The following is a 14,564-nucleotide window of genomic DNA, read 5'->3' on the forward strand; positions in this document are numbered from 1 at the left end:
GATGACCGCCTCGCCGATCACCGGCGTGAGCGGCGGCTCGGCCGGCGTGGCGGCGACGTACGACGCGGTGCGAGCGCTGGCCGACGCCTTCGACGCGGCCGGCAGCGAGCTGCGGGGCTGGGCCGGCCTCGGCGCTCGGACCATGGCGAACCCCGACCTCGCCGAGTCGGCGATCCTCTCGCCGCTGACCTTCGCGGAGGCGGAGGGTGCGGTCCTGGCCGCGACCACCGGCCCCGACGGGGTGCTCGTCGAGGCGCTGGGCTGGGAGGCCGACGCCGTCGTGGTCCGGGCCGTCGTCGCCGCCTTCGAGGAGACCGACGCGCTGGTCCGGGCGGCGATCGACGCGGTCGACCACCAGGTCGGCCGGGTCGTCGGTCTCACCCTCGGCGCGACCGCCCCGGTGACGGTGCCGCTCCTGCTCCTCACGGTCCCCCACCTGCCGTCGCAGGCGCAGGACGAGCTCGAGCAGTGGGTGGTCGAGCACCCGGGGGTGGTCCAGCACGCCGCCAACGGCGGCGGCGGCCTGCTCGAGGGACTCTGGGACGGGGTCACCCCGTTCGCGCCCGCCGGGCCGCTCGGCGTCTCGCTCTTCGTCCCGGACACCGAGGCCGGGGCCGGCCTGCTCGCGGCGCTGTACGGCGACGACGGCAGCGCCCACGTCGTCCGCACCCTGGACGTCGTGCCGGGGGACGCCACCCAGCCGGCGGGGGTCGCCGACCTGGTCTCCCACCTCCAGGACGTCGCGCACCTCTCACCCGACCCCGACTCGCCGCTCAACGGCACCATCGAGGTCCAGACGCTCGGGGCCGGCACCGACGACGTGCGGCACATCGTCTACCTGCCGGGCACCGACGACATGACGACCGTGCCGTGGAGCAAGGACGACGACGTCCGCGACATGCTCACCAACCTGCTGCTGGTCGGCGGCCGCGACAACGCCTACCAGGAGGGCATCCTCGAGGCGATGGCCCAGGCGAGCATCGGTCCCGACGACCCCGTGCTGCTCGTCGGACACTCCCAGGGCGGCATGGAGGCGGCGGCGATCCTCAGCCAGGGCAGCGACTTCAACGTCACCGACGTGGTGACGGCCGGGTCGCCCACGGCCCAGGTCGACGGCTTCCCCGACGGCAGCCACGTGCTGTCGCTGGAGCACCAGGGCGACGTCGTGCCGCTGCTCGACGGCGCGGACAACCCCGACTCGGTCGAGCAGACGACCGTGACCTTCGACGACCACGGCTCCGGCATCGTCGACCAGCACGACTACGACCACTACGTCGCCGGGGCCGAGGCGGTCGACGCCTCCACCGACCCGTCGATCCTGGAGCAGCTCGCCAGCCTGCACCAGCACGGGTTCCTGGCCGGCTCCGGGGACGGGTCGACGAGCGTCACCGCCCACGTCTTCCAGATCACCCGGCAGCCGTGAGCCGGAGCGGGACGGCGTTTCGTGCCCGGCGTACGGGGAATGCGAATGAGCGACCACCCGGACATCTCGGAGGAAGGTGGCCCATGTACGGCGACACCGATGTGATGCGCAGACGCGCGGCCCAGCTACGCGAGCAGGGCGTCGACATCCGCGCGCTGGCCGACCGCCTGGTGGCCCAGACCGAGGGCATCGGATGGACCGGCCGGGCCGCCGAGTCGCTCAGCGAGCGGATGCGCGAGCGGGCCACCCATCTCCGCGATGTCGCCGCCCGCCACGACGGTGCCGCGGAGTCGCTCGAGGCTCACCTGCACGAGGTCGACCGTCTCAAGGACGGGATCGCCGCGACGGAGCGCAAGGCCGACGTCCTCCTTGCCGAGACCCCGAGCGGCCGGGGCGCGTTCACGCCTCCGCCGCCCGGTCACAAGGACTGGCTCGCGGTCGAGCTCCCGGGGCTGTGACATGGCGACCATCGACCTGAGCAACCCGCCGCCGGCCCCCGTCGGCATCCTCGGCGCCCTCCCGCGCCGGGTGTCCCTGACCCTCCCCGAGCTGCAGTGCGTGGCCGCCCGGGCCGGTGGCGCGCCGCTGCCGTTCGAGATGCTCACCCCCGGCGGTGAGCGCGAGCTCGGCGGCCGCCTGGGGCGCACCCCGGCCACCCTCGAGTCCGAGGCGTACGAGGCCGCGATCTCGTCCTTGCACGACGCCGAGTCGTCGCTCGCCCGACGCGGCCTGCTCGTCGACACCTCGATGGACGAGGGCCTCCTCGGCGCCGTCGGTCTCCTCGCCACCCCGACGGTCGCCCTCGACCTCGACGTCGCCGCCGGCGACTCCCGGATCAAGGCCTGGCACCGCCAGCACGGCGCAGCGGTGGCGAGCCTCGCGACCGCCGACGGCATCGTCTTCGAGCTGGCGTGGTTCCCCACCGACCAGTGGGCCGACGAGCTGGCCCGGGTCACCGTGCTCCCCGAGGAGTTCGCCCTGCGCGACTCCGTCGTGCCCGACCAGGTCGTGCTCCCCTATGCGCTCGCGGACGCCGCCAGCGAGGCGGTGCGCAGCAACCGCTCGGACCTCCTCTCCGTGCTGGTCGCCGAGCACGCCGGCGAGACCCGGGACGCCGGCGGGCGGCCGCTGCCCGACCTCGAGGTGGGCGTGCTCCTCTCCGGGCTGTCGACCGAGTCCCGCGGCCGGCTGCGCGCGCTGGTCGCCGACGTCTCGGGCGCGATGACCGCGGTCGTCGGCGTCGTGTCGTGGGTGCTGCTGGCCGACGGCTGGCGGGCGCTGCGACCACGCCGCACCGAGGGCGTCGACCGGATCGAGGTGCGCCGGGTCGACCCCGGCGACCTCGCCCACGAGCTGGCCCCCGTCCTCGCGGAGGTGACGACATGACCGAGATCCGCGACGACGTGGTGAGCACCGTCGACAAGTACGACCAGATGTTGCGCCTCGCCGACCTCTACGACGGCTCGGGCGCCGACCTGCGCACCCGCGCCGCGCTCGGGGAGCAGGTGCTCCGCGATCCCGAGGTGGCCGACTCGGCCGAGCTCGCGCCGACGACGTACGCCCGTGCCGACGAGGCCGTCCGCGGCGCGACCACCGGCAAGCACGGGCTGCTGGCACGTTCGGTCGAGCTCGACGCCGACGCCTTGATCGTGCGCGCGACGGTGCTCACCTACCGCTGGATCGACGAGCTCCAGGACGCGGCGTACCGCACCCTCGGCTCCATCGCCGGACGCGCGATCGGCTACCTCGCCCCCGAGGTGGCCCTCGGCGGCGCGATCGTCTCGGCCGGGCTGATCGAGACCGACGCCCTCGACCGCGACGGGGTCGCGTCGTACCTCGAGGAGCTCGCGGAGAACAACCCGGCCCTGATGGACCACGTCGCGAGCGGCGGCGGCCTCCTCGAGGGCCTGCAGATGCGCTCGCTGCTGACCGCCGGCGTGCTGGCCGGTGAGTCCGCTCCTGCCGCTGCCCGCGGCGGCCTGCGCGCGGCCGGGATCGAGCCCTTCGCGGCCGACCTCGGCTCGGCGCTGCGCGACGTCGCCGGCGGCGTCGTCGAGCAGCCGGCCGAGGACCCCCCGCCGTCGAAGGCCGCGGCGGACCGTCCGGCCGGCGTCGAGGAGCTGATGACCAGTCTCGTGAGCGCCGTCCACGCGGTGACCGTCCACGAGGTCGCGCCCGCGCGCTACATCGCCTACCTCCCCGGCCCGCACGGCGGCCCGCAGCGGCGCCTGCGCCTCGTCGGCGGCGACCACACGGCGTACGCCGACCAGGCGGTGCGCGCGATCGAGAGGGCGGTCGCCGACGGGTCCCTCGACGAGGCCGCGCGCGTGATGCTGGTCGGCTGCGGCCAGGGTGGCGTCACCGCCGTCGGCCTCGCGACGACGCCCGGGTCCGACGCCTACGTCGTCGACCAGGTCGTCACCGCCGGTGCCCCAGCGGCGCTGGTCCCGCGGGTCCCCGAGCCCACCCGGGTGCTGTCGCTGGAGGACCGCACCGACCCGGTCGCGCTCTTCGGCTCCCTGGTCAACGCGGGCTCCGACAACCGGCTCACCGTGGTGTTCGACGGCGGCGAGGAGGACGGCACCTCGTCGTACGTCGTGGGCGGCCGGGCCGCCGACGCCGCGGGCCATCCCGAGCTGCGCGACGAGCTGGCCCGGCTGCGGGAGCTCGGCTTTCTGTCGTGAGGGTGGTCCGGCGGGGTCACCAACAGCGCAATTGCGCTGTTGGGCACCTCGACACGCCGCCCGGCCGGGTCACAACGGCGCAATTGCGCTGTTGTGCACCTCGACACGCCGCCCAGCCGGGTCACAACGGCGCAATTGCGCTGTTGCGGAGGTGCGGAGGTGCGCGCTGGCGCGGAGGTGCCCGTCCTAGAGGATGTCGTGCACGAACTCACCGAGCTGGGTGAGGTTGCGGCACTCGACCATCGGCACCACCTCGCCGTAGCGGGACGCCGCGGAGTCGCCGGTGTCCCAGTGCCGGCGGTGCTCGGGGTTGAGCCACCAGCTGTGCCGGGCCGCGCCCGCGAGCCGCTCGAGCACGTCGAGGTTCAGGTCGCTGTAGTTGGAGCGCGCGTCGCCGAGGACGAGCAGCGACGACTTCGGGCCGAGGGCGTCGGCGTGCTGCTCCTCGAACTTCGCGAGTGCGCGGCCGTAGTTGGTGCGCCCCCAGAGCGCGGCGTGCGACGTGGCGGCGGCGAGGTTCGTCATCACGTCGGCGACGTCGGCACCCGGAGTGAAGTGCTCGGTCACCTCATGGACGTGGTCGATGAACGTGAAGGCGCGGACCTTCTCGAACTGGTCGCGCAGCGCGTAGACGAGCAGCAGCGTGAACTGCGCGAAGTTCGCGACCGACCCGCTGACGTCGCAGAGGACGACGAGCTCGGTGCGGTGCGGCCGCTTCGGCTTGTGATGGGTGACGAGCGGGACCCCGCCGGTGGAGATGGAGGCCCGGACCGTACGCCGGAAGTCGAGCGGACCCCGACGCCTCGCGTGGTGCTCCTGGGTGAGACGGGTCGCGAGCCGGCGCGCGAGCGGGTAGATCTCGCGGCGCATGTCCTCGAGGTCCGACTTCCGCGCGGCGGTGAAGTCGATCCGGTCGATGCTCGGGCGGATCGCGACGTTCGCGACGTGCTCGGGCCCCTTCTCCTCGGCGATCCGGCGGCGGGCGTCGTCCTCGACCATCTTCGTGAAGGAGCCGATCCGGCGCCCGGCCTCGCGACGCGCCTCGCCGTCGAGCCGCCCGTCGGCCAGCAGCGCCTGCACGACGCGGTCCACCAGCTCGGACGGCGACACCCGCTGGAGCGCGGTGTACGCCGACCACGACGACAGCCCGGGCCCGCGGCCCGGCATCGCCCCGAAGCGCGCCACCATCTCGGCCGCCAGCTGCAGCAGCGCCTGCTGGTCGCCGTCGGAGAGCGCGTCGAAGAGCTCGTCGCGGAAGCCGGCCAGCTGCTCGGCGTTGTCGCGGACCCCACCCTCGCCCCCGTCGTCGTCGTCGGACCCGGCGCGGACGGCGACCCCGTCGCCGACCATCCGCGGGAAGTAGACGTCGAACAGCGCGTCGAACGTCGGCCGCTGCGACTGCTTCTTCACGAGGGTCGCGGCGTACCCGTCGTGGACGACGCGACGGTCGTCCCAGTCGAGAGCGCTGAGCGCGGCGATGGCGTCGAGGTCCTCGGCGAGCGACACCGACAGCCCGGCAGCGCGCAGCGCCTCTAGGAAGGAGATGTGGCGATCGACGAGGCCGCTCATGCTGCCCTCATGACCGGAGCCTGAGCTCCTTGACCGCGCGCGCCTGGTCGGACACGTGCTTGAGCACGACGCCGAGCGTGTCGGACACGGCCTTGTCGTCGAGCTCACCGATCTCGAGCGCCACCAGGGTGCGCGCCCAGTCGACCGACTCGGCGATCGACGGCGCCTTCTTCAGGTCGAGCTCCCGCAGCCGCGAGATGGTGGCGACCAGCTGGCCGGCCACCCGCTCGTCGAGGTCGGGGACCTGCGAGACGACGATCTCGCGCTCGCGCTCGGCGTCCGGGTAGTCGAGGTGCAGATAGAGGCACCGGCGCTTGACGGCCTCCGAGAGCTCGCGGGTCGCGTTGGAGGTCAGCACCACGAAGGGGCGCCGTACGGCGGAGACGGTGCCCATCTCGGGGATCGTGACCTGGAAGTCGGACAGCACCTCGAGCAGCAGACCCTCGACCTCGACGTCGGTCTTGTCGACCTCGTCGATGAGGAGCACCGTCGGCTCCTCGCGGCGGATCGCGGTCAGCAGCGGGCGGGTCAGCAGGAACTCGTCGGTGAAGATGTCGTCGTGGGTCTCCGACCAGGTCTGGTCGTCACCGTGCGAGGCCTGGATGCGCAGCAGCTGCTTCTTGTAGTTCCACTCGTAGAGCGCCCGCGCCTCGTCGAGGCCCTCGTAGCACTGCAGCCGCACCAGGTCGGCGCCCGTCGTGCGCGCCACGGCCTTCGCCAGCTCGGTCTTGCCGACGCCGGCCGGGCCCTCGACGAGCAGCGGCTTCTCGAGCGCACCGGCGAGGTACGCCGTCGTCGCGGTCGTCGGGTCGGCCAGGTAGCCGGACTCCGCCAGGCGGGCGGCGGCGTCGTCGGGTGAGGAGAACCAGGTGCTCGGCTGCGGCATGCACCCATCCTCGCGCACGGCCGTGGCGGTAGCCCCGGGCCGCCCGTGTGACGCGGCAGACGCAGCGATGTTCCGGACCGGCGTCACCTCCGGGCGCCTTGCCTCGTTGGCGCAGTGGAGAGCGACACGCGCGGCCTGGGGGGACGTGCGTGCGACCGCCACAGCAGGAGGACCACCCGTGCAGCACCGACTTCCACGACCCGCTCGCCTGACGCTCCTGAGCGTCAAGCTCGGCGCCGTCGGCGCGATCATCGCCGCCGGGCTGCTGTGCGCTCCCGACTCCACGGGCGCGCAGCAGCCGGGAGTCACGGGCTACTCCGGCCCCGCCGTCACCGGCGAGCCCGGCCGGGTCGACCGGCTGCTCGACGCACACGAGTGCTCGGTGTCCGGGTTCGGCGAGAGCGAGCAGCCGGTGTCGGCCATCGTGCAGTCGGCCCGCGGCCGGCTGCGGTTCGTGGACTTCGAGACCGGCTGGCAGGTCTTCACCCGCCACGGCGACGCGAAGCTCATCGCGGTCTGCCTGGACGATCCGCCCGCCCGCTGACCGTCTAGAACCGACCGTGCCGGCCCTCGCCGGAGGCGAACCGCGCGGCCCCGTCCAGCGCGCCGGTCAGGGACGCGAGGCCGTGTCGCAGCTCGCCGGCCATCGCCTCGACCTCGGTGAGACCCTCCTGCTCGAGGACCGAGAGCCGGTCGTGGCGCAGGCAGTCCTGGGGGAACTCCGCCAGCGACCGCGCCAGCGCCTCCGCCTCGACCCGGGCCTGGCCGACCGGCACGACCCGGTTGACCAGCCCCATCCGCTCGGCCTCCCAGGCGTCGACCGGGCGACCGGTGAGGATTAGGTCCATGGCCCGGCTGGCCCCGATCAGCCGCGGCAGCCGGACCGTGCCGCCGTCGACGAGCGGCACTCCCCAGCGCCTGCAGAAGACCCCGAGCACGGCGTCACCGGCCGCCACCCGCAGGTCGCACCACAGCGCCAGCTCGAGGCCGCCGGCCACGGCGTACCCCTCGATCGCGGCGATCACCGGCTTCGACAGCCGCATCCGGGTCGGGCCCATCGGGCCGTCCGCTCCCTCGACGGGCTCGGTGACCTGGTTGCCGCGCTCGGTTCCGATCGCCTTGAGGTCGGCGCCGGCGCAGAACGTCCCGCCCTCGCCGTACAGGACCGCCACGCTCTGGCTCTCGTCGGCGTCGAACGCGCGGAACGCGTCGGCGAGCGCCGTGGCGGTGGGTCCGTCGACGGCGTTGCGGGCCTCGGGCCGGTCGAGGACGACCGTCGTGACCGCCCCGTCGGTCTCGACCCGGACGCTCACGACTCGACCGCCGACGCTCCGGCCCGGTGCCGCTGCGCGAGCTCCTGGTAGTACGGCGGGTTCTGCTCGACCCAGAACTCCGAGGAGGTGCCCTCGATCGGCTTCGTCGGCCTGGCGGGGATGCCGGCCGCCACCATGCCACCGGGGATCTCGGTGCCCGGGGTGACGACCGACCCGGCGGCGACCAGCGTCCGCGGGCCGACGGTCGCGTGGTCGAGGACGGTGGACCCGTTGCCCACCAGGGCCTGCTCGCCGATCTCGGCGCAGTGGATGACGCAGCCGTGGCCGATCGTGGAGTTGCGGCCGATGACCAGCGTCTCGCCGGGTGCGGCGTGCAGGACCGAGTTGTCCTGCACGTTGGCGCCCTCGCGGACCACGATCGTGCAGATGTCGGCCCGCAGCACCGCGCCGTACCAGATGCTCGCGCCCTTCTCGACGGTTACGTCACCGATCAGGGTCGCGGTCGGCGCGACGAAGGCCTCGGGGTGGACGGTCGGGCGCTTGCCCTCGAACTCGAAGCAGAACATGGGGTCATTCCACACCCCCGCTCTGCTCGGCGGATCCAGGCGTCCGCCGTGACGTCGTCGCGTCAGTCGCGGGTGGCCCACCAGGCGGCGAGGGCGCGGTACTTCTGCTCGTCGAAGGTGGTCGGTCGGTAGTACCGGCCGATGATCTGCTGGCGCTGCAGGTCGGTGCCGCGCGACGAGGGCGGCTGAGCGACGTAGGCGCGGGTGAACCCGTAGGGCTGCTCGGGCGAGAGGAAGAGGGTCACCCCGCGGGCCGGCGTCGTCCGCTCGTCGAAGTACTGGCCGACCGATCCCACCATGCCGGCGACCTTCTTCGAGCTCGCGATCGGGCTGATGTCGAGGTTCAGGACGAGCCCGGGGCGATTGGCGTAGGAGCACCGCACCTCGCCGTCCACGTCGGATCCGGTCGCCGCGCGGACCTCGCCGAGCAGCGCCCGGATCGGCCGGCTGCGTGCGGGCGGACAGCTCTCAGGCAGGTCGACGGGGAAGTCGAACATCGCCGGGTCGACCTGCTCGAGCATCCGGCCGAGCAGCCCCTCGACCCGCGCCGGGCGCGGCTTGGCGAACAGCTCGACCATCACGGTGTACCTGCCCTGGCGGGCCCACGCGTGCCACGTCTTGTCGCCGTAGGCGTTGTAGAGGACCAGCCGGGCCTGGTCGCCGACGTCGAGGCGGGCCGGCTTCTCGGTGCCGACCTGCTGCACGGCGTCGGCGACCGACACCCCGGGCACCAGGCTGTAGCCGTAGAAGACCGACCAGCCGTCCTTGCGGTCCGGCACCAGGCAGGCGGTGGTGCGCGGGTCGGGGAGCAGGCCACGCTGCTCGGTGTCCGGGTCGGGCGTCAGGCCCGCCGCCTCCAGGTCCTCGGCGGAGAGCAGGCTGCACGGGTCGACCGGCTCGGGCGGGGGCTCGGTCGGGCTGCTCGACGCCGTCGGGGACGTGCTCGCGGTCTGATCGGCGTCCGCGTCGGCGTCCCCTCCCGACGAGCACCCGCCGAGCACCGTCGTCAACACGAGCAGCACCCCGGCGTACCTCGTCCCCCGTCGCATGCCTGAGTCGTCCCCCGTTGGGGTGACGGGCAAACGACGAACGCCCCGGATCGAGGACCCGGGGCGTTCGGTGCGCGGTGGCGGTGGGATTTGAACCCACGGTGGGTGTGACCCCACACAACATTTCGAGTGTTGCACCTTCGGCCGCTCGGACACGCCACCGCCGGAGAGATTACCGGAGGGCGTAGGTGCGGACGAAATCGCCCTGTCACGGCCTCCACGCGGGGTCGCGACCCGTCGCGCCGGCCAGCCGGTCGAGGGCGGGAGCGTCGTCGAGCGCCACCAGCACCGCGATCTCGGCGGGCATCTCGACCGGTCCGGCCCGGGTGATCCCGTCGTACGCCGTGGGGTCGCGCCACGCGTGCGCCAGCACGGCCAGGTCGGCGGCGATCCGGTCGCGGAACCCGTCCTCGAGCCGGTCGGAAGTCGATGATCTCCCTGCTGTCTCCGACCCCCCGAGCTCGCCTACTCATCCGTCGCGCGCAGCTGTAACGCGGTGTTGGACCCTCTGGGCACCCCGTTCTAACGGGTTCCTAGTGGCCCTAACATCGCGTTACAGCGGGAGGGTCGGGTCAGCCGTCGCCGGCGCGCGTGGATGGCGTACGTCGTTCGTCCCATGCCGGGAGCGTCTCCCGAGCCGACGGCTCCGAACCCTCAGCGGCGACGCGGCTCCAGACGCTGGAGCTGGGTGACGTGACCGGGCTCCAGCTCGTCGAGCGTGGTCACCCCGAGCAGCCGCATCGTCCGCTCGATCTGGCCGGCCAGGATCTCGATCATCCGGTCGACGCCGTCGCGGCCGCCGGCCATCAGGCCGTACAGGTAGGCGCGCCCGACGAGGGTGAAGCGCGCCCCGTGCGCGATCGAGGCGACGATGTCCTGCCCGGACATGATCCCGGTGTCGAGGTGCACCTCCACGTCCGTGCCGACCGCGGCGACGACCTGCGGCAGCAGGTGGAAGGGGATCGGCGCCCGGTCGAGCTGGCGACCGCCGTGGTTGGAGAGCAGCACCGCGTCGACCCCGACGTCGGCGAGCCGGCGCGCGTCGTCGACGGTCTGCACGCCCTTGACCACGACCTTCCCGGGCCACTGGTCCTTGATCCAGGCGAGGTCGTCGTAGGTCACGGTCGGGTCGAACATCGTGTCCAGCAGGTCGGCGACCGTGCCCGACCACGCGTCCAGCGACGCGAAGGCCAGCGGCTCGGTGGTGAGGAAGTTGATCCACCACGCGGGCCGCGGGATCGCGTTGACGACCGTGCGCGGCGTGAGGGTGGGCGGGATCGTCATGCCGTTGCGCACGTCGCGCAGCCGCGCCCCGGCGACGGGTACGTCGACCGTGACGAGCAGCGTGTCGAAGCCGGCCTTCGCGGCTCGATCGACCAGCGCCATCGAGCGGTCGCGGTCCTTCCACATGTAGAGCTGGAACCAGTTCCGGCCGTCCGGGTTGGCTGCCGCCACGTCCTCGATCGACGTGGTGCCCATCGTCGACAGCGAGAACGGGATGCCCGCGGCGGCCGCGGCGGTTGCGCCGGCGATCTCGCCCTCGGCCTGCATCATCCGGGTGAAGCCGGTCGGCGCGATGCCGAACGGCAGCGCCACCCGCTGCCCGAGCACCTCGCGCGAGGTGTCGACGGTCGAGACGTCGCGCAGGATCGCGGGGTTGAACTCGACGTCGCCGAACGCCTCCCGGGCCCGGGCCAGCGAGACCTCGCCGTCCGCCGCGCCGTCGGTGTAGTCGAAGGCCGCCTGGGGCGTGCGCCGCTTGGCGATCCGTCTCAGGTCGTCGATCGTCAGCGCCGACGCCAGCCGCCGCTGCTTGGGCGAGAGCGTCGGCTTCTTGAACTTCATCAGGGGGGCCAGGTCCCGGCGCTTCGGCAGTTGACGCTTCATCGTCCGACTCCATCATGTCTGGCGGTCAGGCGCGACTCCGCACCGCCGATCGGGTTGACACGTTTCACAACAGCGTCCTCGGTCGCCCTGCTGTCTGCGACCATCGACGCCCTCCGGTCCGGCGACGCCACCAGGAAACACCCGGATCACGATCGCGCGGGAGTACGCTCGCGCACACCCTGGTCGTCCTTGATCGTTTCAAGAGGAGGCGCCGTGGCCGGACGAGATCCCGGCTCGCGCAACGCGTCGGTCAAGGACGTCGCCGCGGCCGCGGGCGTCTCGCTCGGCACCGTCTCCAACGTGCTCAACCGCCCCGACCGAGTCAGCCCGGACACCCGGGAGCGGGTGCTGCGGGCGATGGCCGAGCTCGGGTTCGTCCGCAACGAGTCGGCCCGTCAGCTCCGGGCCGGCAGCAGCCGGACCCTGGCCTACGTGATGCTCGATGCGAGCAACCCGTTCTTCATCGACATCGCGCAGGGCATCGACACCGCGGCCGAGGCGGTCGGCCTCTCCCTGGTGCTCTGCAACAGCCGCAGCCTCGCCGAGCGCGAGCAGTCGCACCTGGCCCTCCTCGAGCAGCAGCGCGTCCAGGGCATCCTGATCACCCCCGTCGACCCCGACGCGGCGTCCCTCGACGACGTCGCCCGCCGGGGCACCCCCGTCGTCCTCGTCGACCGCACCCGCGCCGACCAGAAGTTCTGCTCCGTCGCGGTGGACGACGTGCTCGGCGGGCAGCGCGCCGTCGAGCACCTCATCGACCGCGGGCACACCCGGGTCGCCTTCGTCGGCGGCCCGACGACGCTCGGCCCGGTCCGCGACCGCTGGCGGGGAGCCCAGGACGCCTGGGCCGCCGCCGGCCTCCCTGCCGAGGGACTGGTCGAGGTCACCACCACCGGGCTGACCGTCGCCGAGGGCCGCGAGGCCGGCCAACGGCTGGCCGGGATGCCGGCCCCGCGCCGACCGACAGCCGCCTTCTGCGCCAACGACCTGACCGCGCTGGGCCTGCTCCAGCAGGCGACGAGCTCGGGCCTGCGGGTGCCCGAGGAGCTGGCGCTCGTCGGGTACGACGACATCGACTTCGCGGGCGCCGCCGCCGTCCCCCTCACGTCGGTCCGCCAGCCGCGCCAGGAGCTGGGCTGCACCGCGGCCGAGCTGGTCCTCGACGAGGCGACCAACCCCGAGCACACGCACCGACAGGTGTTGTTCACCCCGGAGCTGGTGGCCCGGGCCTCGACGCTGGGCTAGACGCTACAGCTGGCGGTGCCCGGCGAAGAACGTCGCGAGGAGCGCGGCCGACTCGGCGGCGAGCACGCCCGACACGACCTCGGGCCGGTGGTTGAGGCGACGGTCGCGGACCACGTCCCAGAGGCTGCCGACCGCGCCGGCCTTGGGGTCGAACGCCCCGAAGACCACCCGGTCGACCCGGCTCAGCACGGCGGCACCGGCGCACATCGTGCAGGGCTCCAGGGTCACGACGAGCGTGCAGCCCTCCAGGCGCCACTCCCCCCGCTCGCGCGCGGCGGCCCGCAGCGCGACGACCTCGGCGTGCCCGGTCGGGTCGTGGTCGGCCTCGCGGACGTTGCGTCCGCGACCGATCGTCGTCCCGTCCGGCGCCAGCACCACCGCGCCGATGGGGACGTCGTCGGTCGCCAGCGCCGCCCGCGCCTGGTCGAGCGCGGCCCGCATCGGGCCGGCCCAGCGGTCCTGGGTCACGCCGGGTTCACGCGGAGGTGAGTCCGACGGCGTCGTCGAAGGCCTCACCGAACCCGGCCCGGCGGGCGATGTCGGAGAGCATCTCGTCGGGGTAGAGGTCGTAGTCGTCGAGCAGCACGCCCATGTCCATGGCGTGCATGCCGAGGTCGCCCAGCAGGTCGAGGTCCCCGGCCGGGACCTGGTCGTCCTCGTCCTCGGGCATCGGCAGGCCGAGGAACGCGACGGCCGAGCGGGCGAGCTCCCACTCGTCGGCGGCGGTGATGTCGGAGAGGAGCACCCGGGTGGTCGGACCCGCGACCCGGATCAGGATGAAGAAGTCCTCGTCCATCGCGACCAGCCCGACCGCGCCGCCGTCGCCGGGGAACCGGCGCAGTGCGTGGGCCAGGGTCTCGATGTCACCCAGGACGTCGTGGGCGAGCTCCTGGACCTGCCAGACGCCCTCCTCGCGATAGGCAGCCAGGGCGAAGTCGACCCCGTCGATCAGCTCAGCCATGGCGCTCCTCCGATCCGTCCGCTCCGGTGCGACCTGTCAGTCGTCTTCCAGAGTGGCAGACGGTCGCGGCCGGGCCAACCCCCCTTGCCCGCCTGGCACTAGTGTTCGGGCATGCGCACCCACGTCGTGGACCACCCGCTGGTCGCCCACAAGCTCACCGTCCTGCGCGACGAGGTCACCGACTCCCCGACCTTCCGGGCCCTGACCGACGAGCTGGTGACGCTGCTGGCCTACGAAGCGACCCGCGACGTCCGGGTCGAGCCCTACGACATCGTCACCCCGGTCGCGCCCACCACCGGGGTCGCGCTGGCGCGCCCCCGGCCGCTCGTCGTCCCGATCCTGCGCGCGGGGCTCGGCATGCTCGACGGGATGATGCGGCTGCTGCCGACGGCCGAGGTCGGCTTCCTCGGCATGATCCGCAACGAGGAGACGCTCGAGGCCTCGACGTACGCCGAGCGGCTGCCCGAGGACCTGTCGGGGCGCCAGTGCTACGTGCTCGACCCGATGCTCGCCACCGGCGGCACCCTCGCCGCGGCGATCAAGTTCCTCACCGACCGCGGGGCCGACGACATCACCGCGATCTGCCTGCTCGCCGCGCCCGAGGGCTGCGCCCGGCTGGAGAAGGACCTCGAGGGACTCGACGTCCCCGTCACCGTCGTCACCGCCGCCATGGACGAGAAGCTCAACGAGAAGGGCTACATCGTCCCCGGTCTCGGCGACGCCGGCGACCGCCTGTACGGCGTGGTGGGCTGAGCTGCCCCGGGCCGAGCCCGCGAGGACCGTGACCCAGCAGCCTCATGCCGGGAAGACGTGCACGGTGCCGGTGGCGATCAGCACCATCAGCACGAGCACCAGGACGCCGAGGGCCAGGTAGGCCCACTCCTTGCCGACCCGGTCGTCGTCGGACTCGGGCGCGTCGTAGCGATGTCCGTCGGGGCGGCCCATCCGCTCGTCGTCGTCAGTCATGCCCGGTCAACGAGCGAGACCCGCGGACGTCCCGTGTGACATCCGCGGCCCACC

General features: G+C 73.2%; 17 protein-coding genes and 1 tRNA gene. 7 read left to right on the top strand and 11 right to left on the bottom strand.

Annotated elements, in window-relative coordinates:
• Position 1: 1 nt before the first annotated feature.
• The 4 genes from PD653B2_RS13020 to PD653B2_RS13035 all read left to right on the top strand — a co-directional run bounded on the left by PD653B2_RS13020 (position 2) and on the right by PD653B2_RS13035 (position 4,107).
• On the top strand, positions 2 to 1,423 hold the full coding sequence (locus tag PD653B2_RS13020; RefSeq protein ID WP_085872810.1) for a hypothetical protein: 1,422 nt from the start codon (positions 2 to 4) through the stop codon (positions 1,421 to 1,423).
• 83 nt (positions 1,424 to 1,506) lie between these two features.
• A complete protein-coding gene (locus tag PD653B2_RS13025) occupies positions 1,507 to 1,881 on the top strand; it encodes a WXG100 family type VII secretion target (RefSeq protein WP_085872811.1) in 375 nt (124 codons plus the stop codon).
• Between the two features lies 1 nt (position 1,882).
• Positions 1,883 to 2,809 carry a hypothetical protein gene (locus PD653B2_RS13030; RefSeq protein ID WP_085872812.1) on the top strand — a complete coding sequence of 309 codons (927 nt, stop codon included), beginning with the start codon at positions 1,883 to 1,885 and terminating at the stop codon, positions 2,807 to 2,809.
• The gene (locus PD653B2_RS13035) at positions 2,806 to 4,107 is read left to right on the top strand and encodes a hypothetical protein (RefSeq protein ID WP_085872813.1); all 1,302 of its coding nucleotides are present in this window, start codon (positions 2,806 to 2,808) and stop codon (positions 4,105 to 4,107) included. Before PD653B2_RS13030 ends, PD653B2_RS13035 begins: the two co-directional genes overlap by 4 nt.
• Before the next feature lie 186 nt (positions 4,108 to 4,293).
• On the opposite strand, the gene PD653B2_RS13040 is transcribed toward PD653B2_RS13035, so the two are convergent.
• Together PD653B2_RS13040 and PD653B2_RS13045 are read right to left on the bottom strand one after the other, a co-directional pair.
• A complete protein-coding gene (locus PD653B2_RS13040) occupies positions 4,294 to 5,676 on the bottom strand; it encodes a vWA domain-containing protein (RefSeq protein ID WP_085872814.1) in 1,383 nt (460 codons plus the stop codon).
• 7 nt (positions 5,677 to 5,683) lie between these two features.
• Positions 5,684 to 6,562 (bottom strand): AAA family ATPase, encoded by an 879-nt coding sequence (locus PD653B2_RS13045; RefSeq protein ID WP_085872815.1) that lies wholly within the window; start codon positions 6,560 to 6,562, stop codon positions 5,684 to 5,686.
• 178 nt (positions 6,563 to 6,740) lie between these two features.
• Here PD653B2_RS13045 and PD653B2_RS13050 point away from each other — a divergent pair, with 178 nt between their 5' ends.
• Positions 6,741 to 7,106 carry a hypothetical protein gene (locus PD653B2_RS13050; protein WP_085872816.1) on the top strand — a complete coding sequence of 122 codons (366 nt, stop codon included), beginning with the start codon at positions 6,741 to 6,743 and terminating at the stop codon, positions 7,104 to 7,106.
• 4 nt (positions 7,107 to 7,110) lie between these two features.
• Here the strand turns inward: PD653B2_RS13050 and PD653B2_RS13055 are convergent, their stop codons facing one another.
• The 6 genes from PD653B2_RS13055 to PD653B2_RS13075 all read right to left on the bottom strand — a co-directional run bounded on the left by PD653B2_RS13055 (position 7,111) and on the right by PD653B2_RS13075 (position 11,338).
• Positions 7,111 to 7,875, bottom strand: a complete 765-nt coding sequence (locus PD653B2_RS13055) for a crotonase/enoyl-CoA hydratase family protein (RefSeq protein WP_085872817.1) — start codon at positions 7,873 to 7,875, stop codon at positions 7,111 to 7,113.
• The gene (locus PD653B2_RS13060) at positions 7,872 to 8,402 is read right to left on the bottom strand and encodes a gamma carbonic anhydrase family protein (RefSeq protein WP_085872818.1); all 531 of its coding nucleotides are present in this window, start codon (positions 8,400 to 8,402) and stop codon (positions 7,872 to 7,874) included. Before PD653B2_RS13060 ends, PD653B2_RS13055 begins: the two co-directional genes overlap by 4 nt.
• 62 nt (positions 8,403 to 8,464) lie before the next feature.
• A complete protein-coding gene (locus PD653B2_RS13065; RefSeq protein WP_133058879.1) occupies positions 8,465 to 9,451 on the bottom strand; it encodes a hypothetical protein in 987 nt (328 codons plus the stop codon).
• Positions 9,452 to 9,526: 75 nt separating this feature from the next.
• Positions 9,527 to 9,613 (bottom strand) — tRNA-Ser (locus PD653B2_RS13070).
• 46 nt (positions 9,614 to 9,659) lie between these two features.
• Positions 9,660 to 9,824, bottom strand: coding sequence for a hypothetical protein (locus tag PD653B2_RS24965; protein WP_165763463.1), 165 nt, complete (start codon positions 9,822 to 9,824; stop codon positions 9,660 to 9,662).
• A gap of 281 nt (positions 9,825 to 10,105) precedes the next feature.
• On the bottom strand, positions 10,106 to 11,338 hold the full coding sequence (locus PD653B2_RS13075) for an alpha-hydroxy acid oxidase (RefSeq protein ID WP_085872820.1): 1,233 nt from the start codon (positions 11,336 to 11,338) through the stop codon (positions 10,106 to 10,108).
• 213 nt (positions 11,339 to 11,551) lie between these two features.
• On the opposite strand from PD653B2_RS13075, the gene PD653B2_RS13080 reads away from it, so the two are divergent.
• Positions 11,552 to 12,583, top strand: a complete 1,032-nt coding sequence (locus tag PD653B2_RS13080; RefSeq protein WP_085872821.1) for a LacI family DNA-binding transcriptional regulator — start codon at positions 11,552 to 11,554, stop codon at positions 12,581 to 12,583.
• 3 nt (positions 12,584 to 12,586) lie between these two features.
• Here the strand turns inward: PD653B2_RS13080 and PD653B2_RS13085 are convergent, their stop codons facing one another.
• Positions 12,587 to 13,024 carry a nucleoside deaminase gene (locus tag PD653B2_RS13085; RefSeq protein ID WP_085872851.1) on the bottom strand — a complete coding sequence of 146 codons (438 nt, stop codon included), beginning with the start codon at positions 13,022 to 13,024 and terminating at the stop codon, positions 12,587 to 12,589.
• Positions 13,025 to 13,058: 34 nt separating this feature from the next.
• Positions 13,059 to 13,544, bottom strand: coding sequence for a tRNA adenosine deaminase-associated protein (locus tag PD653B2_RS13090; RefSeq protein ID WP_085872822.1), 486 nt, complete (start codon positions 13,542 to 13,544; stop codon positions 13,059 to 13,061).
• Between the two features lie 111 nt (positions 13,545 to 13,655).
• On the opposite strand from PD653B2_RS13090, the gene upp reads away from it, so the two are divergent.
• On the top strand, positions 13,656 to 14,297 hold the full coding sequence (gene upp / locus PD653B2_RS13095) for a uracil phosphoribosyltransferase (RefSeq protein ID WP_085872823.1): 642 nt from the start codon (positions 13,656 to 13,658) through the stop codon (positions 14,295 to 14,297).
• Positions 14,298 to 14,339: 42 nt separating this feature from the next.
• Here the strand turns inward: upp and PD653B2_RS24970 are convergent, their stop codons facing one another.
• Positions 14,340 to 14,510, bottom strand: coding sequence for a hypothetical protein (locus PD653B2_RS24970; protein WP_165763464.1), 171 nt, complete (start codon positions 14,508 to 14,510; stop codon positions 14,340 to 14,342).
• Between the last annotated feature and the right edge of the window lie 54 nt (positions 14,511 to 14,564).

Origin of the sequence: Nocardioides sp. PD653-B2 (genome assembly GCF_002117935.1) — a bacterium.
Taxonomy (GTDB): domain Bacteria; phylum Actinomycetota; class Actinomycetes; order Propionibacteriales; family Nocardioidaceae; genus Nocardioides.